The 25,237-nt window shown below is 69.8% G+C and carries 24 protein-coding genes; 11 read left to right on the top strand and 13 right to left on the bottom strand.

Annotated features, from left to right (window positions below; all coding sequences use genetic code 11):
- Window positions 1-45: 45 nt before the first annotated feature.
- The 3 genes from AAID08_RS16900 to AAID08_RS16890 all read right to left on the bottom strand — a co-directional run bounded on the left by AAID08_RS16900 (window position 46) and on the right by AAID08_RS16890 (window position 3,912).
- On the bottom strand, window positions 46-1,497 hold the full coding sequence (locus AAID08_RS16900) for an NCS1 family nucleobase:cation symporter-1 (RefSeq protein ID WP_054502434.1): 1,452 nt from the start codon (window positions 1,495-1,497) through the stop codon (window positions 46-48).
- Between the two features lie 243 nt (window positions 1,498-1,740).
- The gene (locus AAID08_RS16895; protein ID WP_395756683.1) at window positions 1,741-2,535 is read right to left on the bottom strand and encodes an alpha/beta fold hydrolase; all 795 of its coding nucleotides are present in this window, start codon (window positions 2,533-2,535) and stop codon (window positions 1,741-1,743) included.
- A gap of 75 nt (window positions 2,536-2,610) precedes the next feature.
- Complete coding sequence (locus AAID08_RS16890) at window positions 2,611-3,912, bottom strand: UDP-N-acetylglucosamine 1-carboxyvinyltransferase (RefSeq protein ID WP_395756682.1); 1,302 nt, start codon at window positions 3,910-3,912, stop codon at window positions 2,611-2,613.
- 238 nt (window positions 3,913-4,150) lie between these two features.
- Here AAID08_RS16890 and AAID08_RS16885 point away from each other — a divergent pair, with 238 nt between their 5' ends.
- Window positions 4,151-4,582: a DUF1801 domain-containing protein gene (locus tag AAID08_RS16885; protein ID WP_064527078.1), complete on the top strand. Its 432-nt coding sequence runs from the start codon at window positions 4,151-4,153 to the stop codon at window positions 4,580-4,582.
- Window positions 4,583-4,598: 16 nt separating this feature from the next.
- Here the strand turns inward: AAID08_RS16885 and AAID08_RS16880 are convergent, their stop codons facing one another.
- Window positions 4,599-5,081, bottom strand: coding sequence for a hypothetical protein (locus tag AAID08_RS16880; protein ID WP_395756681.1), 483 nt, complete (start codon window positions 5,079-5,081; stop codon window positions 4,599-4,601).
- 61 nt (window positions 5,082-5,142) lie between these two features.
- Between AAID08_RS16880 and AAID08_RS16875 the strand changes: the two genes are divergently transcribed.
- The gene (locus tag AAID08_RS16875; protein WP_054502243.1) at window positions 5,143-5,940 is read left to right on the top strand and encodes a hypothetical protein; all 798 of its coding nucleotides are present in this window, start codon (window positions 5,143-5,145) and stop codon (window positions 5,938-5,940) included.
- A gap of 61 nt (window positions 5,941-6,001) precedes the next feature.
- Here AAID08_RS16875 and AAID08_RS16870 read toward each other — a convergent pair whose 3' ends face one another.
- The 4 genes from AAID08_RS16870 to AAID08_RS16855 all read right to left on the bottom strand — a co-directional run bounded on the left by AAID08_RS16870 (window position 6,002) and on the right by AAID08_RS16855 (window position 9,279).
- The gene (locus AAID08_RS16870) at window positions 6,002-6,640 is read right to left on the bottom strand and encodes a hypothetical protein (protein ID WP_336235048.1); all 639 of its coding nucleotides are present in this window, start codon (window positions 6,638-6,640) and stop codon (window positions 6,002-6,004) included.
- Window positions 6,641-6,819: 179 nt separating this feature from the next.
- A complete protein-coding gene (locus AAID08_RS16865; protein WP_231133026.1) occupies window positions 6,820-7,227 on the bottom strand; it encodes an EF-hand domain-containing protein in 408 nt (135 codons plus the stop codon).
- Between the two features lie 152 nt (window positions 7,228-7,379).
- Window positions 7,380-8,288, bottom strand: a complete 909-nt coding sequence (locus AAID08_RS16860) for a DNA/RNA non-specific endonuclease (RefSeq protein ID WP_395756680.1) — start codon at window positions 8,286-8,288, stop codon at window positions 7,380-7,382.
- Window positions 8,289-8,451: 163 nt separating this feature from the next.
- Window positions 8,452-9,279, bottom strand: coding sequence for a hypothetical protein (locus AAID08_RS16855; RefSeq protein WP_395756679.1), 828 nt, complete (start codon window positions 9,277-9,279; stop codon window positions 8,452-8,454).
- Between the two features lie 260 nt (window positions 9,280-9,539).
- Between AAID08_RS16855 and AAID08_RS16850 the strand changes: the two genes are divergently transcribed.
- The 3 genes from AAID08_RS16850 to AAID08_RS16840 all read left to right on the top strand — a co-directional run bounded on the left by AAID08_RS16850 (window position 9,540) and on the right by AAID08_RS16840 (window position 13,941).
- Window positions 9,540-11,705, top strand: coding sequence for a TonB-dependent siderophore receptor (locus AAID08_RS16850; protein WP_343720160.1), 2,166 nt, complete (start codon window positions 9,540-9,542; stop codon window positions 11,703-11,705).
- A 142-nt stretch (window positions 11,706-11,847) separates the two neighbouring features.
- The gene (locus tag AAID08_RS16845; RefSeq protein WP_175188651.1) at window positions 11,848-13,023 is read left to right on the top strand and encodes a diguanylate cyclase; all 1,176 of its coding nucleotides are present in this window, start codon (window positions 11,848-11,850) and stop codon (window positions 13,021-13,023) included.
- Between the two features lie 120 nt (window positions 13,024-13,143).
- Window positions 13,144-13,941: a hypothetical protein gene (locus AAID08_RS16840; RefSeq protein ID WP_372412755.1), complete on the top strand. Its 798-nt coding sequence runs from the start codon at window positions 13,144-13,146 to the stop codon at window positions 13,939-13,941.
- A gap of 112 nt (window positions 13,942-14,053) precedes the next feature.
- On the opposite strand, the gene AAID08_RS16835 is transcribed toward AAID08_RS16840, so the two are convergent.
- Complete coding sequence (locus tag AAID08_RS16835; RefSeq protein ID WP_175142788.1) at window positions 14,054-14,476, bottom strand: hypothetical protein; 423 nt, start codon at window positions 14,474-14,476, stop codon at window positions 14,054-14,056.
- Window positions 14,477-14,679: 203 nt separating this feature from the next.
- On the opposite strand from AAID08_RS16835, the gene AAID08_RS16830 reads away from it, so the two are divergent.
- The 6 genes from AAID08_RS16830 to AAID08_RS16805 all read left to right on the top strand — a co-directional run bounded on the left by AAID08_RS16830 (window position 14,680) and on the right by AAID08_RS16805 (window position 19,591).
- Window positions 14,680-15,660 (top strand): Bug family tripartite tricarboxylate transporter substrate binding protein, encoded by a 981-nt coding sequence (locus AAID08_RS16830; protein WP_395756678.1) that lies wholly within the window; start codon window positions 14,680-14,682, stop codon window positions 15,658-15,660.
- Window positions 15,661-15,719: 59 nt separating this feature from the next.
- Window positions 15,720-16,676: a tripartite tricarboxylate transporter substrate binding protein gene (locus AAID08_RS16825; protein WP_395757826.1), complete on the top strand. Its 957-nt coding sequence runs from the start codon at window positions 15,720-15,722 to the stop codon at window positions 16,674-16,676.
- Window positions 16,677-16,761: 85 nt separating this feature from the next.
- Window positions 16,762-17,406 carry a flavin reductase family protein gene (locus AAID08_RS16820; RefSeq protein ID WP_020928207.1) on the top strand — a complete coding sequence of 215 codons (645 nt, stop codon included), beginning with the start codon at window positions 16,762-16,764 and terminating at the stop codon, window positions 17,404-17,406.
- A gap of 37 nt (window positions 17,407-17,443) precedes the next feature.
- Entirely contained in the window at window positions 17,444-18,058 is a 615-nt protein-coding gene (locus AAID08_RS16815) for a glutathione S-transferase family protein (protein ID WP_063581554.1), read from the top strand.
- Between the two features lie 13 nt (window positions 18,059-18,071).
- Complete coding sequence (locus tag AAID08_RS16810) at window positions 18,072-18,686, top strand: carboxymuconolactone decarboxylase family protein (protein WP_054471937.1); 615 nt, start codon at window positions 18,072-18,074, stop codon at window positions 18,684-18,686.
- On the top strand, window positions 18,683-19,591 hold the full coding sequence (locus tag AAID08_RS16805) for an amidohydrolase family protein (RefSeq protein WP_326338994.1): 909 nt from the start codon (window positions 18,683-18,685) through the stop codon (window positions 19,589-19,591). The genes AAID08_RS16810 and AAID08_RS16805 overlap by 4 nt, the downstream gene beginning before the upstream one ends.
- Before the next feature lie 13 nt (window positions 19,592-19,604).
- Here the strand turns inward: AAID08_RS16805 and AAID08_RS16800 are convergent, their stop codons facing one another.
- The 4 genes from AAID08_RS16800 to AAID08_RS16785 all read right to left on the bottom strand — a co-directional run bounded on the left by AAID08_RS16800 (window position 19,605) and on the right by AAID08_RS16785 (window position 25,197).
- Complete coding sequence (locus AAID08_RS16800; RefSeq protein ID WP_049073298.1) at window positions 19,605-20,567, bottom strand: LysR family transcriptional regulator; 963 nt, start codon at window positions 20,565-20,567, stop codon at window positions 19,605-19,607.
- A 63-nt stretch (window positions 20,568-20,630) separates the two neighbouring features.
- A complete protein-coding gene (locus AAID08_RS16795; protein ID WP_054502253.1) occupies window positions 20,631-21,602 on the bottom strand; it encodes a tripartite tricarboxylate transporter substrate binding protein in 972 nt (323 codons plus the stop codon).
- A gap of 44 nt (window positions 21,603-21,646) precedes the next feature.
- A complete protein-coding gene (locus AAID08_RS16790) occupies window positions 21,647-23,977 on the bottom strand; it encodes an acyl-CoA dehydrogenase (protein WP_395756677.1) in 2,331 nt (776 codons plus the stop codon).
- A complete protein-coding gene (locus tag AAID08_RS16785; RefSeq protein WP_395756676.1) occupies window positions 23,974-25,197 on the bottom strand; it encodes a CaiB/BaiF CoA transferase family protein in 1,224 nt (407 codons plus the stop codon). The genes AAID08_RS16790 and AAID08_RS16785 overlap by 4 nt, the downstream gene beginning before the upstream one ends.
- Between the last annotated feature and the right edge of the window lie 40 nt (window positions 25,198-25,237).

The following is a 25,237-nucleotide window of genomic DNA, read 5'->3' as shown; positions in this document are numbered from 1 at the left end:
GGCTGCCCGCGCCGGCGCCTGGCGGCCGGCTCGGGCAAGGACGCGTCAGGCCAGGGCCGGGACCGCGCGCGGGCGCAGCGTGGCCAGCACCCAATAAACGCCGCCGCCGATTCCCACGCCGAAGAACCAGCCGTAGGTGGCCCACCAGGCCGGCAGCAGGTCGGTGAAGTTGGGCAGGATGGTCGAGAACACGCTGCCGATGCCGGTGGCGATCAGCGCGTTGATGTTCCAGCCGCCCTGGTAGCGGTATTCGCCGTGCTCGTCGTACAGCGCCGCGACATTGATGCGGCCCTTGGCCACCAGGTAATAGTCCACCAGGATGATGCCGAGCAGCGGCCCCATGGTGGCGCCGATGGCATTGACGAAGTGCGCCGCGCCGCCTTCCCACGGCGCGAACGGATACAGCACCAGCGCGATCAGCGCCGCGATGTAGCCGCCGCGCTTGAAGTCGATGCGCTTGGGGAACACGTTCGAAATATCGAACGCGGCCGACACGAAATTCGCCACCACGTTGATGCCCAGCGTGGCCACCGCGAAGGTCAGGGCGGCCAGCAGCGCCAGCACCCAGCTATCGAACTTGGTGGAGATCTGCTCTGGGTGCAGCAGCACTTCGCCATAGACCTTGTAGGCGGCGATGGTGGTGACGCCCGCCACCAGCGAGAACGCCACCAGGTTCACCGGCAGGCCCCACAGGTTGCCGCGCTTGACGGCCTGCCTGTCGCGGGCATAGCGCGAGAAATCGCAGAAGTTCAGGTACAGCGCCGCGAAGTAGGTGATCCAGGTGGCGCCCACCGCCATCAGCGCCCAGAAGCTGCCCGGCGCGCCGTTCACGCCCGCGTCGCGCGTCTTGTCGAGCAGCACGTCCATCGGGATGCCGTGGTCCAGGCTGAAGCCGCCGGCCTTCACGCACAGCCCCACCGCCAGCACCAGCATGGCGATCCACACCGCCGGGCCGGCCCAGTCCTGGAAGCGGCGCACGGTCTCCATGCCTTTCTGGATGATGAGCAGTTGCAGCGCCCAGATGCCGACGTAACAGATCAGCTCCAGCCCCGAATGCCCCAGCCATTGCGTGTTCTGGTGGAAGGCCAGCAGGCTGTCGTTGCGCACCAGCAGCGCCACGATGGCGCCCGAGGCCGCCGCCGTCTGCGCGCCGTACCAGAAACAGGCCACCACCGCGCGCACCAGCGCCGCCAGGTTGGCGCCCCAGATGCCGAACGAGGCGCGCGCCAGCACCGGGTAGGGCACGCCGGTCTTTTCGCCGGCATAGCCCATCAGGTTCATGAGGAAGAAGATCACCAGCGAGCTCAGGCCGATGGCGATCAGGAAGTTGACGAAGCTGCCGCACAGCAGGAACAGGCTGGCGGCCAGGTAGTAGCCCCACAGGCTGTGCACGTCCGAGGTCCAGACGTTGAAGATGCTGAAGGCGCCCCAGCGGCGCTCCTTGGTGGGGGCCAGGTCCTCGTTGTAGAGACCGGGCGACGGATTTCGGATATCGATGGCGAGCTCCCTGACCCACGTGTGGGCATGGCCGTAAAGGAAGCCGGGCCGACCAATACAGCAGCAACACTTGGACGGAGCCTGGCGCGTACTATGGTGTGCAAAGAGTGTATACAACCTTTGCGCCAAATCGCCCCTGGGGTTTTCCCTTCCGGTGGGCGCGTGCGGGGAGCGGGCGGGAGGCGCGGACGCCGTGGGGGCGGCGCCAGGGCGTGGCGTCGGGACCGGCGAGGGCCGGAGGGATCAGCCCGGCAGCGCGCCCCGCAGCCACTGGCTGGTCAGGTCCAGCACGATGTGCGGTTGCTCGCGGTGCGGCACGTGGCCGCAGTTTTCCAGCAGCGCCTGCCGGCCGCCGGCCAGGCGCGCGATGATGCCGGGATGGGCGGTCGAGCCGTACTCGTCCTCTTCGCCATGCAGCGCCAGCACCGGGCATTGCACCCGGCGCAGCGCGTCATCGAGGTTCCACTGCGCGAAGGCCGGCGACAGCCAGGTGTCGACCCAGGCGCTCAGGACCCAGGCGGCCTTGTCGCCGTGATACTTCTTCAGGCGGTCCAACTGGCCCGGTTCGGCGAAGTTGCGCTGCGCCGTGCGGATGCCGTCGAGCGTGCGGTCCTCGGCGAAGGTCTGGGCCGACTCGGTGATCAGCGCCCGGCAATCGGCCGCATGGGCCGCCGCGCAGCAGATGCCCATGCCGCCGCCGACGCTGTGGCCGAAGGCGATGAAGGGGCCGATGTCGAGCGCCCGCCGCAGGTCCTGGAAGCCGCCGTCGGCCTCGGCTTCGACGAAGCCCGTGGCCAGCGTGGCGGGGTTGGGATCGGAGCGGCCGAAGCCCAACCGGTCATAGGCGATGACGGCGCGGCCGGTGGCCAGGGCCAGGCGCTCGGGAAAGTCGCGCCACAGTTCGACGCAGCCCAGCGAATCATGCAGCAGCACGATCGGCGCCGCGTCCGCATCGCGCCCGGCCGGATCCCAGCGCCGCGCGAACAGGCGGCCTTGCGGGGTGGGCACATGGACATCCTGGCTGGCAATCGACGACATGGAGGGATCCTGGGAAGCAAAAAGGCGCCGTGGCGCCGTTTGGAGGAATCGCGGGATTATAGAAAACCGCCCGCGCTATTCCTCGGCCGTCCATTCGACCTGCACGCCCAGGCTGCGCAGGTTCTCGACAAAGCGCGGATGGGCGCGGCGGATCGGGGTGGCGTTGCGGATCTCGGAGCGTCCCTCGATGCTGCTGGCGATCATGAACAGCGCGATCGCCACGCGGATGATGTAGGGGCTTTCGACCACCGCCGGCGTCAGCGGATTGCCGCCGAAGGTGATGACTCGGTGCGGGTCCGACGAGAACACGTGGGCGCCGAACTTGGACAGCTCGCCGGTCCAGCCCAGCGCGCCGTCGTAGACCTTGTTCCAGAACATCGCGTTGCCCTCGGCGCACACGCCCAGCGCGATGAAAATGGGCAGCAGGTCCACCGGGAAATACGGCCAGGGCGCGGCCTCGACCTTGGTCAGCACGTTGCTGGTGAAGGGCGTCTGCACCTTCAGCGGGCCGTCGCGCAGCGCGCGCGACCAGCCGTTTTCATGCACGATCTTCACGCCGAACTTGGCGAAGGTGCGGTCGATCAGGGGGAAGTTGGCCGGCGTGCTGTTGCGCACCACCACGTCGCCGCCGGTGATTGCGCCCAGCGCCAGGAACGTGGTGATCTCGTGGAAGTCTTCCTCGAAGGTGAACTCGCCGCCGCGCAGGGTGGCGCCGCCGCGCACCGTCAGGCGCGAGGTGCCGATGCCGTCGATGTCGGCGCCCATCATCGTCATGAAGCGGCAGAACTCCTGCACGTGCGGCTCGGACGCGGCATTGGTTAGCGTCGATTCGCCGGCCGCGGCGGCCGCGCACAGCACGAAGTTCTCGGTGGTGGTGACCGAGGCGTAGTCGAGCCAGTGATGGGTCGGCTTGAGCGGACCGGCGCTGCGCACCAGCAGCGAGCCGCTGGCGCGTTCGACCTCGCCGCCGAACGAGCGGAAGATGTCCACGTGCGGATCGATCTCGCGCACGCCCAGCGTGCAGCCCTTGACGTTGTCCTCCAGCCGCGCCACGCCGAAGCGCGCCAGCAGCGGCGACACCAGCATGATGGACGAGCGCATCTCTTCCGGCAGGCGGTGGCGGGCGGCGTCGAAGGTGGTGTCGCGGTGGTGCAGGTCCAGCGTGCGGGTGCTTTCATCCAGCCGCACTTCGCTGCCCAGCGTGCGGAAGATGTCGAGGATCTTGCGCACGTCGGTGATGTCGGGTACGCCATGCAGCCGCAGCGGCTGGTCGGTCAGCAGCGTGGCGCACAGGATCGGCAGCACGGCGTTCTTGTTGGCCGACGGGATGACGCGGCCGCGCAGGGGGGTGCCGCCGTGGACGATGAGATTGGACATGGGTGAGGAGCTTGGACGACAGGTGGGACGGCTAGGGGAAAACGCGGGGGAAATTGTACCGGCATGGCCCGATGGGCGTTGGCCGTGCTCAGGGGAAATGGTGTCAGACTGCAAACCGGGTGACCGGACGTCGCGGCCGCGGGGGAGGGCGTGGCGCGGCGCCGCATGGACGCATGCCGGCGGCTTCGGTATAAAGACCGGCAGGCGCCGCGCCCGGCGCCACCCACAGGGAATCGCCATGCCCAGCGCCAAGTCCGTCACGAACGCGCACGCCCCGTCGCAGTTGATCGATGCCCGCATCCGCGAGCTGCACGACTGGCGCGGCCCGTTGCTGGCGCGGGTGCGCGAGGTGATCCTTGCGGCCGATCCCGGCGTGATCGAAGAGTGGAAGTGGCAGGTGCCGGTGTGGTCGCTGGGCGGCATCCTGTGCACCGGCGAAACCTACCAGCGCGCGGTCAAGCTGACTTTTCCCAAGGGCGCGGCGCTGCCCGACCCCGCCGGCCTGTTCAACGCCAGTCTGCAGGGCAACGCCCGCCGCGCCATCGACATCCGCGAGGGCGAGGCCATCGACGCGCAGGCGCTGACGGCGTTGATTCGCGCCGCCGCGGCGCTCAATGCCGCCGGCGGCAAGGCGCCCGCCGCCGCCCGCAAACACGCCAAGCCGGCCTGAGCGGCGCCTCCCGTTTTCAGGCCAAGGGGCCGCGGTTCGCCGGGGAGCGGAACTTGCGCAGCATGACCGCGCCGCCGATCGTCAGCGCCAGGCCGCCGCCCAGGTAGGGCAGGCCGAAGATCAGCAACCAGAAGAAGAGCGCCGTCTTGGCGTCGCGCGCCTCGGCCGATCCGGCGGCATGCCCGCCCAGGTCCATTCCCGGCAGGGCGGCCAGCAGCGTCAGCAGCAGCGTGACGCCCAGCACCAGGCAGCCCCACGCAATGCGGCGCCGGTTGTCGGCCACGCGCAGCAGCGCCGCCGCCACCACCACCGCCACCACGAGGCACAGCACACTGCCCGTGATCAACATGCGGTCCAGCGCCACCGGGTCGAGCGGCGCGTCGGGCTGGTCCAGCCCGAAGGCCATCTGCAGCAGTGAGTTGAGGACGCCGTAGGCGGCGCGCCCAATGATCAGGCCAAAGCCGACGCTGGTCAGCCACTTGATTACGGTCGGGTTCATTCAAGATATCCTTGCTGTTGCCTGAACGTCAGAGAATACGCTATTACGAGGTTCGCCCCGGATGTCCGAACATCACCAGTTCATCTTTCCCCGTTACCCCCATCTGCCGCCGCCCGACTGGCCGGCGCTGCAGACGCGCCTGCTGGCCGAGGGCTATCTGCTGGAGCCGCGCGGCGATCGCGTGCCGCGCGAGGCCCTGGACGACCTGAGCCATCGGCTGGCGCGCTTGAAGGAAGGCTCGTTCCAGTATCGCCACGGCCTGCGCACCACCGGCGACGTGATCGCGCTCTATCAGTCCGCCGGCCATCTGCCGCCCGATATCCCGGTGCGTCATCACGACACGATGGAAGAGACGCTGGCATTGCTGGCGGCGCACGGCGTCGCGCCTGATGCGTCGCTCGACGATGAGCGCAGCAACTGGCGCGGCCCGTATTGCTGCCTGGGGCCGGCGGCCCGCGCACTGCTCAACCCCGCGCAGCGCGCGCATTACGACGCCGATCCGGCCGGGTTCAGCGTGGTGATGCTGGCCTACGAGGGGGCCGAGCCGTATGTCGGCGTGGGCGAGAACCTGGAAGTGCCGAGCCTGCCGGGCTCGGATGAACGGCTGGAGGAATTGCCGCCGTTCGGCTCGCACGTCGATTTCATCGGCGTGGCGTACGAGGATCCGGCGGTGCGTTGGCGCAACCCGGCGGACGGGCGCGAATACCATCTGTTCGACCTGGACTGGCATTACAGCCTGGCGTTGGGGTTCCGCATGATCCGCGCCAACTGCCTGGAAGAAGGCAGCGCCGAGGCGCTGGCGCGGGCGATCGGCCAGATGGTCGACCAGCCGATGGCATGCAGCCACCGGCATCTGTGAAACGCGGACGCCAGGCCTGCTGTGGCAGGCCGGGGGCGTCGCATCGAGGCCGTCGCGTCGATCAATAGTAGATGTCGACGTAGTCGGTCAGGCCGCCGCACGCTTCCATCTGCTGCAGGCGCCAGTACTTGCGCTTGCCGGTGGCGCGGAACTCGTAGTCGCCGGTGCGTTCGCAGCGGCGGCCCTTGTCCGGCGCGTCCACGATCAGGATGGTGCCGCGGAAGGTGAAGCGGTCGGCCGAGATCGACAGCACCTGGCCCTTGATCGTCACCGAGCCGTTTTCGTTGGCGTGGCCGCCTTCCAGGCGCACCACGTCGTTCTCGTCCACCGCCTTCAGCTTGCCGCGCGCGTCGGTCCACAGCCATTGCACGCTGATGCCGCTGTTATGCAGCAGTCGCTCGTAGGCGGCCTGGTCCTTGATCTCGGTTTTCTGCGCGCCCTGGGCCTGGGGTTGCGCCGGCGCCTGGCTCTGCGTCTGCGCCGAACCGCGCGGCGGCAGGCGGCCGTCGTTCTGCGCGGGCGGCTGCTGGGTCTGCATCTGCGTCTGGCCCTGCGATTGGGCCGCGGCGCCGCCGCGCGGGGGCAGATCGCCCGCCAGCGTGGCGGAGGCCGCGGTGGCGAGGGCCAGGCCCAGCGTCAGCAGGCCGGCTATCCGTTTCTTGCCGGCCAGGGCCGGGGCGCGATCTTGGTTCTTGTGCATGATTGTCGTGAAGAAAGGAAGGGGGAAAGCGCGCTGTCGCCGGCGCGCGGGCGGTGGCGCCGTCAACTGGGGACGTAACTTAGCACGTGGCCGCGACGGGGTAATTGCGATTTCCGTCTTGTGTATCCAATCGTTAACCTGGCAGCGCAGGCGGCGTCGGGAGCCGCCCGCGCGTGCCTTCACGGCTTGGCGTAGTGGTTCTTTTCGTACTTCGGCCGGGCCTGGAAATTCTTCAGGGCATAGGCGAGGAATTCGGCCTTGCTGATGCGGCCGTCGCCATCCGTGTCCATCGCGGTGATCTGCTCGGGCGTGGCTTCCTGCAGCAGCGGGCCGCGGGTCAGATAACCGTCGGCATTGATGTCCTGCTTGTTGAACGCCGCTTCCATGCGGGTCAGGTATTCCTGCTCGCTCATGGGGCCGTGGTTGGCGGGCTCGATGGCGGCGTCGGGCGCGGCCGGTTTGGCGGGGGCGGCTTTCGCGGGCGCGGCCGGGGCGGCGGCGGTATCGGACGCCGCGATCGCGTTGGCCGCAAGGCCGGTCAACAGCATCGCCGCGACCAGCCTGGCCATCAGGGTGGCGTGTTTCATGATTCTCCTTGTTCTCCGAAAGGCGGCCATGCCGTCAGGCGGGGGCGTTGCCGTGGCCGCGCGCGGCTCATTTTGCCTGAAGCGGCGACGCCGGCGCCGGATGCAATCTTTCGGTTACCAATCCGCCGCGCCAGGCCGCGTGCAGGCCGCGATTATTGCGGCAGCAGCCGCAGCCCGGTGCGCTTGACGAACTCGTCGTAGCCGATCGGCGGCCCGGCCTTGGTGCCGGCGCTGTTGGCCTGCCAATGCACCCACGAGCGGTGCGTGGTGGCGTCGTACACGACCTTGTACAGATACGTGGGCACGGCCACGCCGGCGCCGATGGTCTTGGGACGGTCGTCATACACCGGGCCGGTGAAGACGTACACATCGCCGGCCGCCCGCATCACGTACTGGCGCGTGTCCTGCTCGATGCGGCTCCAGGGGCCGGCGTTGTGCTTCTGGTCCTGCGGCACCATGTTGGCCAGCGAAAAGCTCTGCGCCATGGCCTCGGGCGTGGCCATGTCGCCGGCCGGCGCCATGTGGCCGCGCGAGTAGCCCGAGCCGCGGTAGTCATCCAGCTCCGAACGCTCGGCGCGCGGCACCCGCGCCTCGGCGTAGAACTTGTCGGTGCGGTGCAGTCCCTTGGCCTGCGCCAGGTTCTCGCGGTTCAGCCGCTCGGCCACGAACACCGGCGTCTTGGTCGAGCCGTTGTGCAGGATGGCGAACGAGGAGAAACAGACTTCGCGCAAGCGTTGCGCGGCGGGCACCGCGGGCGGCTGGGCATTCGGGAAAAACTGCGGACAGTCGCTGAAGGCGGTCTGCACCAGCGCCGCGTTGGGCGCGGGCAGGGCCACCGGCGCGCTGCGCTGCAGCGACGGCCATTCCAGGCGCGACAGCATGTCGCCAACCGCCGCCGGCATCTTCCATTGCGGATGCAGCACATAGGTGGCGGCGCCGAAACTGGCGAGCGAGGTGACGATCAGCGCGCGCAGGAAGCGCGGCACGCGGCCGGCGGCGCGGCTTTGGGATCGGGAGGGGGAGCTTCTCTTTCTGGGAGCGGGTTTCTTCGCGCGGGTCATGCTACCTGGGGGCTACGGACCGGCCGCCATGCGGGCCGGCCAAGGTGACCCCGGATTGTAGATGAGTGACGGATTTGTCACGCCGCGCCGCGCCCGCGCCGGAAGGGACATGATGTCGCACCCGGCCCGGACCCCTCGGCGGGGCCGGGCAATCCACGGACCATCAGGCCTCTGCTTCGGGTTCCCGCCGCTGCGCTTCGAATTCCGCGCGGTTGTGCAGATCGAAGTACAGCACCTCGCTCCATTCCAGCCCGAGGATGTAATCCACGCGCTGGTTGCCGCCGCCGTCGAAGCCGTCATCCAGGCGCAGGCCATGGAAGGCGTCCAGCGGCGCCGCGCCGCGTTCGCGGGTGGCCGCCAGCAATTGGCGGCCCGCCTCGGCCGGGTCCGCCGGCAAGGCGTCGAGCGCTTCGCCCGCGCGCCGGCAACGCGCCAGCTCCCGTTCCACCTGGGTCTTGAGCGCGGCTTTGTCCGCTGCCGCCATCAGATCCAGTTCGACGGTTTCCAGCAGCAGATAGTCGTTGCGATGCGCCTCCAGGAAGGCGATGGTCTCGTCCAGCGCCGCCAGCAGTCCGGACGGCGCCCGCGCGCCCGTTTCGGTCTTCGCGCGGGCCGGCGCGAACAAGCGCTTCAGGCCCTCCAGCAGTGACGGCTCCGGGTTCTGCGCCACGTCTTGCGCGGCGGGCGCGGGGGCCGATGCGCCGCCCGGCGCCACGGTCGTCCGCACGATGTCGGCAAAGCGCTTGATCCGCGCCAGCCCCGGCTCGAAGCGGCTGCTGATGGCGTGCAGCGGGGTGCGCTGTTCCAGTTCGTCGTTATCCAGGCCGTCGGAGATCAGGGAGGCGCACAACTGTGGATCGCCCGACATCAGCAGGCGGTACGAGAACGGCACCGCGTAGGGCCATTCGGACAGCCCGGTGATGGTCTCGGGCCGGTCGGCGTAGGCGGCGGGTCGATTGCTCAGGCTGTAGAGATAGGATCGGTTGGCCATGGGGGCGCGGCGCGTGGGAAGGAAAACGGGACGCCGGCTCCGGGGAAGGGCGCGGCACGGATGCGGCGCTGGCCGCCGCGAGGCGCTATTGAACCGCGGCGGCCTTGGCGCACGGTTGCAGACTGCCACGATTTTCCACCAGGTATTTCTGGCGCGGACGGCCCGTCCCTGGCATTTAGCTGAAACAGTGTGACTATAATTCCGCCTCATCATGTAATAAGACTGGTTCTTATTGCCATTCACATGCGAGCGGAGTTTCCATGGCTGTAAGCCTTTCGTCCCGCCGGCGCCCGGTGCATTTCCGGGCCCGGCAATTGCCTTTGATCGTATTCGGCCTGGGCCTGCCGGGCGCCGTCCTGGCGCAGTCCGCCCCTGCCGAGGTCCACTTGCCCGCCGTCACCGTCACGGGCAGCGATGTCGAACAGACCGCGGTTGGCCCCGTGCAGGGCTTTGTCGCCAAGCGCGCCGCCACCGCCACCAAGACCGACACGCCGGTGATGGAAACGCCGCAGTCGATCAGCGTCATCACCCAGGATCGCATGACGCTGCAGGGCGCCCAGTCGGTGCAGCAGGCGGCGGGCTATACCGCCGGCGTCACGGCCGGCGCGTTCGGGCCGGACAATCGCGGCGACTCCATCAAGATCCGCGGCACCGATTCCACCCAATACCTCGACGGCCTGCTCAACGCCGTGGGGTCCTACAACAACACCCGGCCCGATCCCTACGCGCTGGAGCGCATCGAGATCCTGCGCGGGCCGTCGGGCATGCTGTACGGGCAGGGCGCCATCGGCGGCATCGTCAACCAGATCAGCAAGCGGCCGCAGCCCGAAGCGATGCGCGAGATCGGCGTCAGCTACGGCAACCACAACCGCAAGCAGATCCAGGCCGACCTCACCGGCCCGATCGACGAAGACGGCAAGTGGCTGTATCGCGTGGTCGCGCTGGGGCGCGACAGCGACAGCTCGGTCAAATACGTCGACGACGATCGCTATTTCATCGCGCCGTCGTTGACCTGGCGGCCCAGCGCCGCCACCTCGTTGACGCTGCTGGCCAATTTCCAGAAAGACAATAGCGGTTCGATGGTCGGCTTCTTCCCCTGGCGCGGCACGCTCACCAGCACGCCGGCCGGCCGCATCCCGCAGGACTTCTTCGTTAGCGAACCCGACTTCGACAAGTACACCGCCAGGCAGAGCGCGGTGGGCTACCAGTTCGAGCACGCCTTCAACGACAACGTCACGGTGCGGCAGAACCTGCGCTACACGCACAGCGAGGTCGACTATCGCAGCATCTACACCGCCGGCTTCAACGGCGCCGGACACGGCTGGGTGCCGGGCAGCGACACGCTGCTGCGCCGCGTGATCTACCAGAACCAGCCGACCCTCAAGCAGTTCGTGGTCGACACCCAGGGCCAGTTCAAGTTCCAGACCGGCCCGATCCGCCACACCCTGCTGACCGGCATCGACTACCAGCGTTCCGTGCTGGATGCGCGCCAGGGGGTGGGCGGCACGGTCGCGCCCATCGACGTGCACAACCCCGTGTACGGCAACTTCACGCCGCCCACCTCGACGGTCAGCGCGCCGACCTCGCGCGGCAACCAGTTGGGCCTCTACATGCAGGACCAGCTCGAATGGGAGCGTTGGCTGCTGATGCTGGGGCTGCGCCATGACCGCTCGCGCGCGTCGGTGGACGATACGCCGTCCGGGTCGCGCGATGACAGCGAGATGAGCAAGCGCTTTGGCCTGATGTATCGCTCCGAGGCCGGCCTCAATCCCTATCTGAGCTACTCGGAATCGTTCCAGGGCCTGGCCGGCTTCAACCGCGCCAACCAGGCGTTCAAGCCGCTGCGCGGCAAGCAATGGGAGGCCGGCCTGAAGTACCAGCCGCCGGGCGAAAACCTGACGGTCACCGCCAGCGTGTTCGACATGACCGAGAAAAACCGCAAGGTCGCCGGCGTGGTCAACGGCATTGCCGACACCGTGCAAGTGGGCGAGGCCCGCACCAAGGGCGCCGAACTGGAAGCGCTGGCGTCGCTGGGCAATGTCGATCTGGTGGCCACCTACACCTTCCTGGACGCCAAGGTGGCCAAGGGCACGCCGGCCGAAGAGGGGCGCCAACTGGCCAGCATTCCCCGACACATGGCGTCGTTCTGGGCCAACTACCGCTTCAGCGTGATGGGAACCCCGGGCTTCCTGGCGGGGGCGGGCGTGCGCTACAACGGCAGCAGCGACGACGGCACCGGCCAGAACGGCGTGCCCGCCGTCACCCTGTATGACGCCGTGCTGGCCTACGATGCGGGTCCCATGCGCCTGGCGCTGAACGTCACCAACCTGTTCGACAAACAGTACGTGGGCACCTGCCTTGCCCGTGGCGATTGCTTCTTCGGCACCCGCCGCACGGTGATCGGGAGCGTGACCTACCGGTTCTGACGTCCCGCCGGGAGCGCGGTCAAATTGGGGACTTATGACCCCGGGCGACCGCTTTCCCGTCACCTATCCGCGGCGGATTTCCCCCTAAAATTGCGAACGCCGCCGCAATTTCCTCCTGGCGTGCCACCTCTTTCCGGCCGAGATGCACGTCGATCTCCTCACCCTGTACTTCATTACCATCGGGACGCTGCTGGCCAGTGCCGGCCTGACGTTCTGGGAGTATCGAACCCACCCCCACCGCAGCCGCTCGCTGGGCATCCTGGCGGTCGGCTTCGGCACGCTGGCGCTGGGCTGTATCTGCGCCTTGTTCCGCGCCGATCTGCCGGCCGCGATCGGCGCGCCGCTGAGCAACCTGGTGATCCTCGGCGGTTACCTGCTGGTGCTGGACAGCGTCGCCTCGCTCAGCGGGCGCCACTACCGCAAGCGTTCGATGGGCTTGCTGGCGGTCATGGCGCTGATCTGGCTGGCGGCCGGCGTGCCGGGGCAGGACGTGGTGTGGAAATACGTCAGCGCCTTGCCCATCGCCCTCGTCAGCGCCCTGACCGCGTGGGAACTGCTGCGCTGCGATTCCATGGGGATGCCGAAAACCCGCAACTTCGCCGTGGCGGTGGCCGGCGTGCATGCGCTGATCTATTTCGGCCGCGCCTTCCTGCTGCCGTGGTGGGTGGCTGCCGAGGGGCCCTGGGTGCAACTGCTGGCCAGCAACATCACCATGTACGAAGGGGTGCTGTATTCGGTGCTGCTGCCGATGACGCTGATCAAGCTGATCCGCGAGGAAACCCACGTGCAACTGGTGCACGAGTCGCAGACCGACTACCTGACGCGGCTGGGCAACCGCCGCTGGTTCTTCGAGCAGGGCGCGCGCCTCATCGCGGCCAGCGCGGGGCGCGAGCCTGTCGCCGTGCTGGCGTTCGACCTGGACCAGTTCAAGGCCATCAACGACCGCTACGGCCACCATACCGGCGACCTGGTGCTGGCGGCGTTCGCCACCGTGGCCCGCGACGCGCTCGGGCCGCAGGTCATCCTGGCGCGCCTTGGCGGCGAGGAATTCGCCGCGCTGCTGGCGGGCGATGACGCGCGCCGCGCCCATCAATTGGGGGCGGCGGCGGCCCGGCGCTTTGCCACCACCATCGCCAACCCGGCCGACGGCCTGGGCATCGCCGCCACGGTCAGCATTGGCCTGGCCTATTTCGACGAGGACGTGCCGCCGCTGGCCGATGCGCTGTCGCGTGCGGACCTGGCGCTGTATCGCGCCAAGTCCCTGGGCGGCAACCGGCTGGAAGCGGCCCTGGCGCCGGAGCGCGCCGCCGCGGACTGAGGCGCCGCCGTCGCGGCCAGTGGCGCGGCCCGCGCGGCGAAACGCCCGGGGCCGTTCAGGGACGGGCCTATGCTTTGCCCTGACGCTTTGCATCGACGCTTTGCATCGATAATGACGGCCATGACGCCTCCCACCCATTCCGCTTCCTCCGACCGCGACGGTTTCTGGTTCGACGCCGCCGATCCCGACATGGCGCTTGAACGCGCCGGCAACCACGTCCGCCTGGCGCGCGCCGAGCCGCCCTGGCTGGTCGTCGATCAATCCATTGCCACCATGACGCTGGGCCGCCGCTGGCCCGGGCAGTTGTGGCGCGTGCGCGTGGCGCAACTGGGCGACATGTCCGGACTGGTGGCGCAACCCGGCTACTGGCGCGCCGCCGCGATCGAACTGCTGCAACCTCTGCCGCTGGGCGCGCTGTTCGGCCCGCACGGCGAGGCGGTGGTCGACATCCTGGCCCGCATTCCCGAACTGACGCGCGAACAGGCGCGGGCGTTGGGCGCCGATCTGCCTGCCGACGGCTGGGACCGCTACGGTCGCGCCTGGGAGCGCTGGTCGAAAGACGAAGAGGGTGTCCCCACGCCTGCCGATGCGCCGCCGCAATCGGAATGGTATGGCGTGCTGGCCGCCGCGAGCCGTCGGGGCGGGGCGCGTTCGCCCGTGCATGGCGGCTTGCTGCAGATCCACGGCCTGCTGCGGCAACGCGCCCAGGCCGTCGATGGCGACGCCGCGTTCATTCGCGAAGTGGACGAGGACGGCGAGGTCGACGAGTCGCTCGCGGCGCCGTGGGACGGGGCCAGCGACGCCTTGCTGTTCGCCGCCATGGCGCGGGGGGCGCCGCAATACCTGTCGACGGCGGACGCCGATGCGCTGTCGCGGCCCTGGCGCGAGGTGTTTGGCGTCCGGGCCGGATCGATGTGAGCCAATTCGGCCGCTTTATCGTTTCACCGCAGCGTTCGGATGATTTCACGCCCGTCGCCATGGTGGCAGCCGTCAGGGCATGCCGCGCGGCGCAAGGGCGCGCCGGCGCGCTTTATTCCTCGCCCCGCCAGGACTTGCGGCGCCGCGCCCGCGGCTTGGGCGCCACGCCCAGGCGCGGATCGCGCGCCAATGCCAGTTCCACCAGTTGTCCGGCCAGCGTCTCGAACGCCTCGTCGGTCTGCGGCAGGTACAGCCACTTGCCCAGTTCCGGGTGCGGCAGCAGGCTCGGCATATCGGCCAGCAGCGCCGCGTGGCGGTCATGCGAGGTGCACACCATCACGCCGTTCCAGGGGATGTCGCGGTCGGCCACCACCAGGTACAGCGCGCCGTCCAGGTAGGCGGCGTCGCAGCCGAACATCTTGCGGCGCAGATAGCCGGGATCACGCTCGAGCGGGTCGAGGATCCACAGCAGTGAATTGGCGCGGGCGGCGCGCTGGCGGGAGGGGGGCGAGAACAGGTCGGGGCGTTGGGGCATTGCGAACGGCGCGGGCGGATGGGCCAGGTTCAGACGATACCCGATCCCGGCCGCACGCCGTTCAGGGGTAGCCGTTGCCCACGCCTGCGGGCGCCGGCCCGCGCGGTGTCCGCACAAAGCAGATATGCGATCCCGCGCATAGCGCCATCGCCGCCCCGCGCCTACCATGCTGCAAACACAAGAACCCCCAGGGTGGAGACAGCATGAGAATGGCAAGTGCGCTGACCGCGGTCAGCCTGTGGCTCGGCGCGGGCCTGATATCGGCGGCCGTGGCGGCCGGGGCCTATCCCGACCGGCCGGTCAAATTGATCGTGCCGTTCCCGGCCGGCGGCGCCACCGACCTGATGGCGCGCTCGCTGGCGCAGGGCCTGGGCGAAAAGCTGGGCCAGACCGTGGTGGTGGAGAACCGCGGCGGGGCGGGGGGCACCATCGGCGCCGAGGCCGTGGCCAGCGCCGCGCCCGATGGCTACACGCTGCTGTACTCCACCATGGGCGTGCTGACCATCAACCCGTCGCTGTACCCCAAGCTGCGCTACGACCCGCAGCGCAGCTTCGCGCCGGTGTCGATGACCAACCTGACCTCCAACCTGCTGGTGGTCAACCCCGACCTGAAGGTCAGCTCGGTCGCCGAACTGGCCGAACTGGCGCGGCAGCGGCCGGGCGAGCTGACCTTCAGCTCCTCGGGCAACGGCACCACCAGCCACCTGGCCGGCGAGATGTTCAAGACGGCGGCGCATGCCGACATCCGCCATATTCCCTACAAGGGCACCTCGGGCGCCATCAACGACTTCCTGGCCGGCCGCATCTCGATGATGATCGACACCTCGTCCAACTTCATCGAGCAGGTCCGGCAGGGCAAGGTGCGGGCGCTGGCCGTGACCAGCCGCCAGCGACTGGCGGCGCTGCCCGACGTGCCGTCGATGTCGGAGACGCCGGGTTTCGAGGATTACGAGGTCAGCCTGTGGTCCGGCGTGCTGGCGCCGGCGGGCACGCCGCGTCCCGTCATCGACCGCCTGAACGCCGACATCAAGGCGGTGATGACGGCGCCGCGGATGGTCGAGCGCATGGCCGGCTACGGCATCCAGACCACCCACAGCACGCCCGAAGCCTTCGCCGAACGCATCCGCGTCGATACGGCGAAATGGGCGCGCATCATCGAACAGTCCGGCGCGCGCGCCGATTGAGGCCCCGGCTCCCGGCCCGCCCGGCGGCCGGGCCCCTGGAAGGAAATCCCATGCGATTGATGCTTCGATCCCTGCTGGCGGCGGTGGCCCTGTCCATCGGCGCCGCGTCCGCGGCGGCGGCCTATCCCGACCGGCCCGTCGTTCTGGTCAATCCCTACGCCGCCGGCGGCCCCGCCGACGTGGTGGCGCGCAGCCTGGCGCGGGCGCTGGAAAAGCGCCTGGGCCAGCCGGTGGTAGTGGAGAACAAACCCGGCGGCGGCGCCTCCATCGGCACCGGCTTCGTGGCGCGCGCCAAGCCGGACGGCTACACGCTGCTGCTGGGCACCTCGGCCGGCCACGTGGTCACGCCGCTGATGCAGAAAACCGTGTACGACGGCGTCAAGGGCTTCGCCTTCTGCTCGGTGGTGGCGGTGCAGCCCATCATGCTGGTGGTCAATCCGTCGCGCGGCATCCGCTCGGTGCCCGAGCTGATCGCCCGCGCCAAGGCCGAACCCGGCAAGTGGAGCTATGGCTCGGCCGGCGTGGGCGGCGCCACGCACCTGGGCGCCGAGCTGTTCCAGCAGGTCGCCGGCGTGCAGTTGAACCACATTCCCTATGCCGGCGCCTCGCCCGCCGTCAACGACGTGGTGGGCGGCCAGACCGACCTGGCCATGCTGAACCTGTCGGCCAGCCTGCCGTTCATCCGCCAGGGGCGCCTGCTGGCGCTGGCCTATGCGTCGGACAAGCGCTCGCCGCTGCTGCCGGACGTGCCGACGCTGGCCGAGGCCGGCGTGGCGGGCGCGGACGCGGCCACCTGGTACAGCCTGGCCGCGCCGGCCGGCACGCCCGCGGACATCGTGCACACCCTGAGCGACGCCGTCCGGGCCGTGAACGACGATCCCGACTACCGCCGCGTCATGCAGGAGCAGGCGATAGCGTTGATGGCGCTGTCGCCGCGGGAAGCGGACGCCTACGTCGCCAAGGACCAGGCCGACATGCGCAGGCTGCTGGGCACGCTGGGCTTGCTGGCCAAATGAAAACACGGCTACTGGACACACGACCCCGCATGCCCACGGCCGCCGGCCAGTCGCGGACGCGGCGCCGGCCACCAGGAACGCATCCATGAACTTCGATTTCAGCGAACTCAGCGCCACCAACGCCTTCAAGCTGCTCTCCAGCGTGGTGGTGCCGCGCCCCATCGCCTGGGTGGTGAGCCAGTCGGCGCAGGGCCAACGCAACGCCGCGCCGTTCTCGTTCTTCAACGTGGTCAGCAGCGACCCGCCCATCGTGGCGCTGGGCATCGGCCCGCGCGGCGGGCAGTTGAAGGACACCTCGCGCAACATCCTGGAGACCGGCGAGTTCGTCATCAACCTGGTGTCGGCCGAACTGGCCGCGCAGATGAACCACACCAGCCTGGACTACGTGGCCGACGTCGATGAGCTGACCCGCGCCGGGCTGGCGACCGCTCCCTCGCGGGTGGTCGCGCCGCCGCGCATCGCGCTCAGCCCGGCGGCGCTGGAATGCCGCGTGTGGCAGGTGCTGGATGCCGCGCCACAGCGCGTCATCGTGCTGGCGCGGGTGGTGGCGCTGTACCTGCGCGACGACGCGCTGCTGGACGCGCAGCGCTTCCATGTGGACACCCCCGCGCTGCGCCTGCTGGGCCGCATGCACGGCGCGGGCTGGTACGCGCACACCAGCGACCTGTTCCAGATGCGCGCGCCGGACGCCGCCAACGATCCGGCGGTGCGGCCCGCGCAGGGCCATTGAACCGCGTCACGATTTCAAATTTCCTGGGAGCCTCTTGATGAAACTGCATTGGTCGCCGCGCTCGCCTTTCGTGCGCAAGGTGATGATCGTCCTGTACGAAGCCGGCATCGCCGACCGCGTGACGCTGGTGCGCACGCCGGTCGCCATGGACAAGCCCAACCTCGACCTGGTGGCCGACAACCCGCTGATCAAGCTGCCGACGCTGGTGCTGGACGACGGCACGCCGGTCTACGACTCGCGCGTCATCTGCGCCTATCTGGACGGCCTGGCCGGCGCCGGCCTGCTGCCGGCGGACCCGGCCGCGCGGCTGCTGGCCGAGCGGCGCCAGGCGCTGGGCGACGGTTTCCTGGACGCGCTGCTGTTGTACCGGCAGGAACGCAACAAGCCGGTCGAGAAGCAGACCCAGGCCTGGCTCGACGCCTTCGCGCTGAAGACCCGCGCGGTGCTGGCCGTGCTGGAGGCCGAGGCGCCAGCCCTGCGCGCCAGCCGCTTCGACCTGGGCCTGATCGCCATCGGTTGCGCGTTGTCGTATCTGGACTATCGTTTCCCGGACCTGGCCTGGCGCGACGGCCATCCGGCGCTGGCCGCCTGGCACCAGGACTTCAGCGCGCGGCCCTCGGTTGCGCGCAGCCAACCCGACGAAACGCCTTGAGCGAAGGACGATGATGAGCCGCATCCCCCTGCCCACGCCCGACAGCATGAGCGACGACCAGAAGCGCGTCTACGAACGCATCGTCTCCGGCCCGCGCGGCCGGCTGGTCGGCCCCTTGCGCGCCGCGCTGCACAACCCCGAACTGGCCGAGCGCTGGCAGGCGCTGGGCGCCTTGCTGCGCTTTGGCACCAGCCTGCCGCCGCGCGTCAGCGAACTGGCCATCGTGGTCACCGCGCGCCGCTGGAACAGCCAGATCGAATGGCACATCCACGCCCAGGCCGCCCGGGCCGCCGGCATTGCCGACGCGGTGCTGGACGCCATCCAGGCGCGGCGCGAACCCGTATTCGACAACCGCGACGACGAGATTGTCTACGCCTACGCCCGCCAACTGCAGGAGACCGGCCAGGTCGAGCCCGCCCTGTACGCCGAGGCGGTGCAGCGCTGGGCCGCCGTCGGCGTGGTCGAACTGACCGCCGTCATCGGCTACTACACCATGGTGTCGATGACGCTGAACGCGCACGAGATCCCGATGCCGGACGACGCGCCCGCGCCGCTGGACCTGCCGCAACAGGACGGCTGGCCGGCGCTGAGCCGGCTGGCGCCGCTGGCCGGGGAGGGCAAGGCATGACCGCGCCCGCCGGCTCCACGCAACCCTACGTGCCCGACAGCGTCGAGACGCCGCGCATGCCACAAGCGCCCACCGAACCGTTGCCGCCTTTTGCCTGCGACACGCATTGCCACGTGTTCGGCCCCTACGAGCGCTTCCCGCTGTGGCATCCGTCCTCTTACGCCGCGCCCGACGCGCCGGCGCAGCGCTACCTGCGCATGCTGGACACCCTGGGCGCCGCGCGCGGCGTGTTGGTGCAGCCCGCGCCCTACGGCACGCATCCCGATGCCTTGCTGGACGCGCTGGCGCAGGGCGGCGACCGCCTGCGCGGCATCGCGGTGGCCGACCCGTCGGCCAGCGACGCGCAACTGCGGGCCCTGTATGACGGCGGCGTGCGCGGGCTGCGCTTCGTCGAGGCGCGCGACCCCGCCGGCAATCTGTTTCCGGGCAGCGTGGGGTTCGACCAGGTCGCCGCGCTGGCCCCGCGCATGAAACACCACGGCCTGCACGCGCAGCTGTGGGCGCCGTGCGATACCTATCTGCGCCATCTGCCGGCGCTGGCGAAGCTGGACCTGCCGCTGGTGATCGACCACCTGGGCAGCCTGGTCCCGGCGCGTGGCGACCAGGACCCGGCGTTCCTGTTGCTGCGCGGCCTGCTGGCCGACGGCCGCCTGTGGATGAAGCTGACGCTGTGCCGCGTCGGCAGCGCGCCGGACTACGAGAATGCGCGCTTCCTCCATGACGCCTTCGTCGCCGCCAACCCCGACCAGGTGCTGTGGGGCTCGGACTGGCCGTTCGTGCGCATGGGCGCGACGGCGCCGTCCGCCGACGCCCTGGTGGCGGTGGCGCAGCGCTGGCTGGGCGATGACGCCACGCGCCGCAAGGTCTGGGTCGACAACCCGGCGCGGCTCTACGGCTTCGATTGAAGCGCCGGCGCCGTCAGGGGCTGGCGTGCCACACGCCTTCGCCGCCGATCTCGCGCACCAGGCTCTGGATCTGCGCGGCCACTTCGGTGACGGTGCGGCCCGGCCCCTTGGCGCGGGCGAACGCCATCGAGATGATGCGGCCCATGGCCGGATCGCGCAGCGCCGCGATGCCCAGGCGGCCTTCCTGCACCTCCTGCCAGACCGCGTGCAGCGGCAGCACCGTGTACATGTGCTCGTGTTCGACGATGGACTTCATCAGCGGCAGCGAATCGGCCTCGATCAGCGGCGCGATGCTGATCTTGCGCGCCCGCGCCAGCCCGTCCAGCGCATTGCGCAGGCCGTTGGGCGCGCCGGGCAAGATGAAGGGCAGGCCGTCCAGCTGTTCGAAGGCGACCTCGCCGCCGCGCGTCAGCGGGTCGCCGGCCGCGCCCACCAGGTACGAATCGACCGAGGCCAGCGCCTGTTCGCCCGGCGGGCATTTGTCGCCATAGCGGTACAGGATGGCGATGTCGACGCGGCTGTCGGTCAGCCATTCCTCGATCTGGCCGCTGGAGCCTTCCAGGATCTTCAGGTGCACCTTGGGAAACTGCTTGCGCAGCCGCGAGAACAGCCGCCGGATCAGCGGATGCGCGGTGGACGGCAGCAGCCCCAGCGTGACCTCGCCGGCCGGCTCGCGCGCCTCGCCGTTCAGCTCCAGTTCCAGCCGCTCGGCGTCGCCCAGCAGCGTGCGCACCAGCGGAAACAGGCGTTCGCCCACTTCCGACAGGTGCACGCCGCGGCCGGTGCGGTTGAACAGCCGCGCGTTGCACTCGCGTTCCAGCGCGTTGATGCGGCGGCTCAGCACCGACTGGTCCTGGTCCAGATAGAGGGCGGCGCGCGAGATGCTGCCCAGTTCCGCGATCGCCAGGAAGGCCCGCCACTTGTGCAGGTCGGCGGTGACGTCCAGGCTCAGGCCCGTGGCTTTGGCAGGCGGCATGATGGATAAGGCGGCAACGAAAGAGACGGCATAAGGGTACGGCAAAAGCGGGCCGGCATGGGACTATTCCAGCCCCAGCTTGCCGCGCCGGATCACCTCGCCCCATTTCTTCGATTCGGCCTGCATCAGCGCCTGGTAGGCCTCGGGCGTGGTGGCCGTGGGAATGGCGCCCTGGTCGATCATCTTCTGCCGCAGGGCCGGTTCGGCCAGCGTCTCGGCGATGGCTTGCGACATCTTCTGCACGATCTCCGGCGGCGTCCCGGTCGGCGCGATGATGCCGTAGTTCGATTCGACGATCACACCGGGAAAACCCGCCTCCTTGGTGGTCGGCACGTCCGGCAGGCCCTCGAAGCGCGTCGGGCTGGCCACCGCCAGCGTGCGCAGCTTGCCGGCCTTGATGAAGCCCAGCACCGCCGAGGCGTCGCCCGGGAACATCTGCACCTCGTTGGACAGCAGCGCCGTCACCGCGGGCGAGGCGCCCTTGTACGGCACGTGCATGATGTCGATGCCGGTCTGCTGCTTGAGCAGCTCGCCGCCCAGGTGCGGCGTGGTGACGTTGCCGGCCGAGCCATAGTTGTACTTGCCGGGCTGGCGCTTGGCGCTGGCGACGAAGTCGGCCAGCGTGGCGTCGGGCAGAGACGGGTTGACCACGATGACCAGCGGGATGCGCGCCACCAGCGACACGTACTGGATCCTGGACACGTCGTACGGCACCTTCATGACGTGCGGCAGGCCGGTGATGGCGCCCGGCACGCCGAAGCCGAAGGTGTTGCCGTCGGGCGTGGCGCGCACCGTGGCGTCCACGCCGATGGTGCCGCTGGCGCCGGCCTTGTTCTCGATCACGATGGTCTGGCCCAGCCGCTGGCCCAGCGCCGGCGCCAGCAGCCGCGCCAGGTTGTCGACCGAGCCGCCGGGCGGGTAGGGCACGATCAGCCGGATCGGCTGGCTCGGCCAGGGCGCGGCGGCCTGGCCCGGGGCGGCAAAGGCGGCGCCCAGCAGCAGGGCGGCTGCCGTCAGTGCGGTAGCGTTTTTCATCTGTCTCTCTCCTGTGGCGCCGGCTCGGGGCCGGCGCGTCGTTGTCATGCGCCTTCCAGCCCCAACTGCTTGGCGTAGATATTGCGCTGGATCTCGTTGGTGCCGCTGAAAATGGTCGCCGCCAGCGCGTTGACGTACGGCGCCAGCGCGTGCACCTGGCCGTTGCCATAGCCCAGCCGCATCGCCGCGCCGCCGTATTCCTCGGCGATCTGGATCAGCAGGGCGGCCAGCCGCTCGTGCGTCTCGGTGGCCCAGACCTTCAGCAGCGACAGCTCGGGCGGCAACGGCCGGCCGGCCTTCGCCAGTTCCGCGAAGACGCTGTACATGGCGGTCAGGTCGGCCGCGTCCAGCCGCAGCTCGGCCAGCCGGTCGGCGAACGCCGGGTCGGCCAGCAGGCCGCGCTGGCGCGCGATGCTGAAGATCTGCTGCAGGGCATGGTTGGCGTGCTTGGGGCTGCCGCTGAACAGGCGCTCGAAGCCCAGCAACGCCTTGGCGATGCCCCAGCCGGCGTTCAGCTCTCCAACGACGTTGGCGCGCGGCACGCGCACCTGGTCGAAGAACACCTCGCAGAACTCCTCGTGCCCCGACAGCGTGCGGATGGGACGGCGGCTCACGCCCGGGCTGGCCAGGTCCACCAGAAGGAAGCTGATGCCGGCCTGCTTCTTGACCGTCTTGTCGGTGCGCACCAGCATGAACATGTGGGTCGCGTCCTGCGCCAGCGTCGACCAGGTCTTCTGGCCGCTCACGATCAGGTCGTCGCCGTCCACCAGCGCCTCGCAGCGCAGTGAAGCCAGGTCCGAGCCGGCGTTCGGCTCCGAATAACCCTGCGCCCACACCGCCTCGCCCGACAGGATGCCCGGCAGGAAGCGCGCGCGCTGTTCCTCGGTGCCGTGGCGGATCAGGATCGGCCCCAGCATCACCAGCCCCTGGTCCGGCGCGCGCGCCACGCCGTGGCGTTCGGCTTCCTCGATGAAGGCGATCTGGCGCGCCGGCGACAGCGCCATGCCGCCGTGCTCGCGCGGCCACGACGGCGCGATCCAGCCCTGGCGCGACAGCGTGAAATACCAGTCCTTGATTTCGTCCCAATGCAGCCGCCACGGCGCGTGGCGCAGGTGCTCGGGGTAGTGGGCGCGGAAGAAGCCACGCACCAGCCGGCGGAAATCGGCTTCCGGCATGCCGTTCCAGTCGGCCTCGCGCGGGAAGTCCGTGATGGGCGTGGCGTCGTCGTCATCGGCGCTGGGCGCGGGCAGCGCCGCCAGCGCGCCGTAGCGCTGGCGATGGGCGGCGGCATTGCCCAGCCAGGCCGCCAGGTGCAGCGCGCTGCGGAAGTACAGGCTGACGTCGCATTCCTCGGTGTAGCCGATGGCGCCGTGCAGTTGGATCGCCAGCCGCGCCGCCTCCAGGCCGGCGCGCGCGGCGCGGGCCTTGGCGCGGCTGGCCAGCGTCTTGCGCAGGGTGGCGTCGTCCGGTTGCGCGGCCAGTGTATCGAGCGCATCCAGCAGGCTGTTGGCTGCCAGCTCGACCTGCATGGCGGCGTCCACCAGCCGGTGCTGCAAGGCCTGGAACGACGCCAGCGGCCGGCCGAACTGCTGGCGCGTGTTCAGATAGGCCACCGAATCGGCCAACACCTGCCGCGCCACGCCCACCAGTTCCGCCGACTGCATCAGGCGGCCCAGGTCCAGCGCCTCGTCGACCGCGTCCAGCACGCCGTCGCGCGCCAGCAGCGCGTCCGCCGGCACCGCGGCCGACTCGATCGCCAGGTGGCAGGCGGCGGCGCCGTCGGCGCGCGGGTGGACCTGCGCGGTCACGCCCGGCGTGCCGGCCGCGACGAAGAAGAGGGCGGTGCCGCGCTCGCCATCGGCCGTGACCAGCCAGCCATCGACGCCGGCCCCCGGCACCACGTGGCGCTTCTCGCCATTGAGCACGTACGCGCCCTCGCGTTCGATCACGCTGACGCCGAAGGCCGTGGCGGCCTCGCCGGCCTCCAACTGGCCCTCGGTTTCCTGCCAGGCCAGCCCCAGCAGCGTTTCGCCGCCGCACACGGCCTGCAGCAGCGCGTCGCGCCGCGCCGCATCGACCGGCGCGATCCGCGCCAGCAGCGCCGCCGGCAGCACGCCGGCGCCGACCAGCGGCTCGGGCAACTGTGCGCGGCCCGCTTCCTCCAGCACCGCCGCCATCGCCCGCCAGCCCAGGCCCAGGCCGCCCAGCGTCTCGGGCACGCTCATGCCGAGCCAGCCGACCCCGGCAATTTCGCGCCAATAGTCGCGGTCCGGCGGCGCCTCGGCGCGCTTGCGCTGGCGCTGGTCGCGCCGCTGCAGGAAGTCGCGCGCGCTGTCGCGGATCTCTTCGATCAGGTCATGGTCGACGCCGCTCATACGATGCCCTCCGCCCGCAGCCGGGCGATTTCGTCGTCGGACAGCCCCAGTTCGGCGCGCAGGATCTCGGCCGTGTGCTCGCCCAGCAGCGGCGGCGGCAGGCCGCCCGTGATCGGCGTGCCGGAAAAATGGATCGGGTTGCGGATGACCGGCAGGGCGCCCAATCGAGGATGCTCGACGCTGCCCAGCACGCCGCGGTGGCGCACCTGCGGATCCTCGAACACCTGGTCCATGGTGTAGATCGGCCCGCAAGGCACGTTGGCCGCCGCCAGCGCCTGATTCCAGTCCCGCACGCCGCGGGCGCGCATCGCCGGCTCGATCAGCCGCGACAGTTCGGGCTGCGCGGCGGCGCGCTTGGGGTTGGTATCGAAGCGCGCATCGCGCCCCAGCTCGGGCAGCCCGATCACCTCGCAGAACGCGCGGAACTGCGAGTCGTTGCCCACCGCCACCATCAGGTGCCCGTCCAGGCATTCGAAGGCGCGGAACGGCGCGGTGATCTGCGAGGCCGAACCCATGCGCGCCGGCAACTGCCCGCTGGCCAGGTAGTTCATGCCGATGTGCGACAGCGCCGCGATCTGCGCGTCCAGCAGCGCCAGGTCGATGTGCTGGCCCGCGCCCGACACCTGGTCGCGGTGCCGCAGCGCCGCCAGGATGGCGCATACCGCATAGAAGCCCGCCGTCAGGTCCGACACCGAGTAGCCCGCCTTGACCGGCCCCGCGCCCGGCTCGCCGTCGGGCACGCCGGTCACGCTCATCAGTCCGCTCATGGACTGGAAGATCGGGTCATAGCCGGGCAGGTGGCTGTAGGGCCCGCTCTGGCCAAAGCCCGTGATCGAGCAATACACCAGGCGCGGATTGAGCGCCGCCAGCGCGGCGTAGTCCAGCCCGTAGCGGCGCAGGTCGCCGGCCTTGAAGTTCTCGATGACGATGTCGGCCTGCTGCGCCAGCCGCCGCACCAGCGCCTGGCCCTCGGGCCGGGAGATGTCGATGGTCAGCGACTTCTTGCCCCGGTTCATGGCCACGAACGACGAGGTCTGCGGGCTCGGCGCGCCGTCGCGGCCGGGCAGCGGATAGCCCTGGTGGCGCACGTCGTCGCCGCGCCCGGGGCGCTCGACCTTGATCACGTCGGCGCCGAAATCGGCCAGCATCTGCGCCGCCCACGGCCCCGAAAACACCCGGCTCAGGTCCAGCACCTTCACGCCGTCCAACGCGCTCGTCATGTCGTCTCCTTGTCTTTTTTTGCGAAGTGTAGGCAGCGCC

This window comes from Achromobacter sp. EB05 (genome assembly GCF_044232075.1).
GTDB lineage: Bacteria > Pseudomonadota > Gammaproteobacteria > Burkholderiales > Burkholderiaceae_B > Achromobacter > Achromobacter dolens.
The sequence above is the reverse complement of the archived record's forward strand: the minus strand, read 5'-3'. Positions and strand labels throughout refer to the sequence as shown.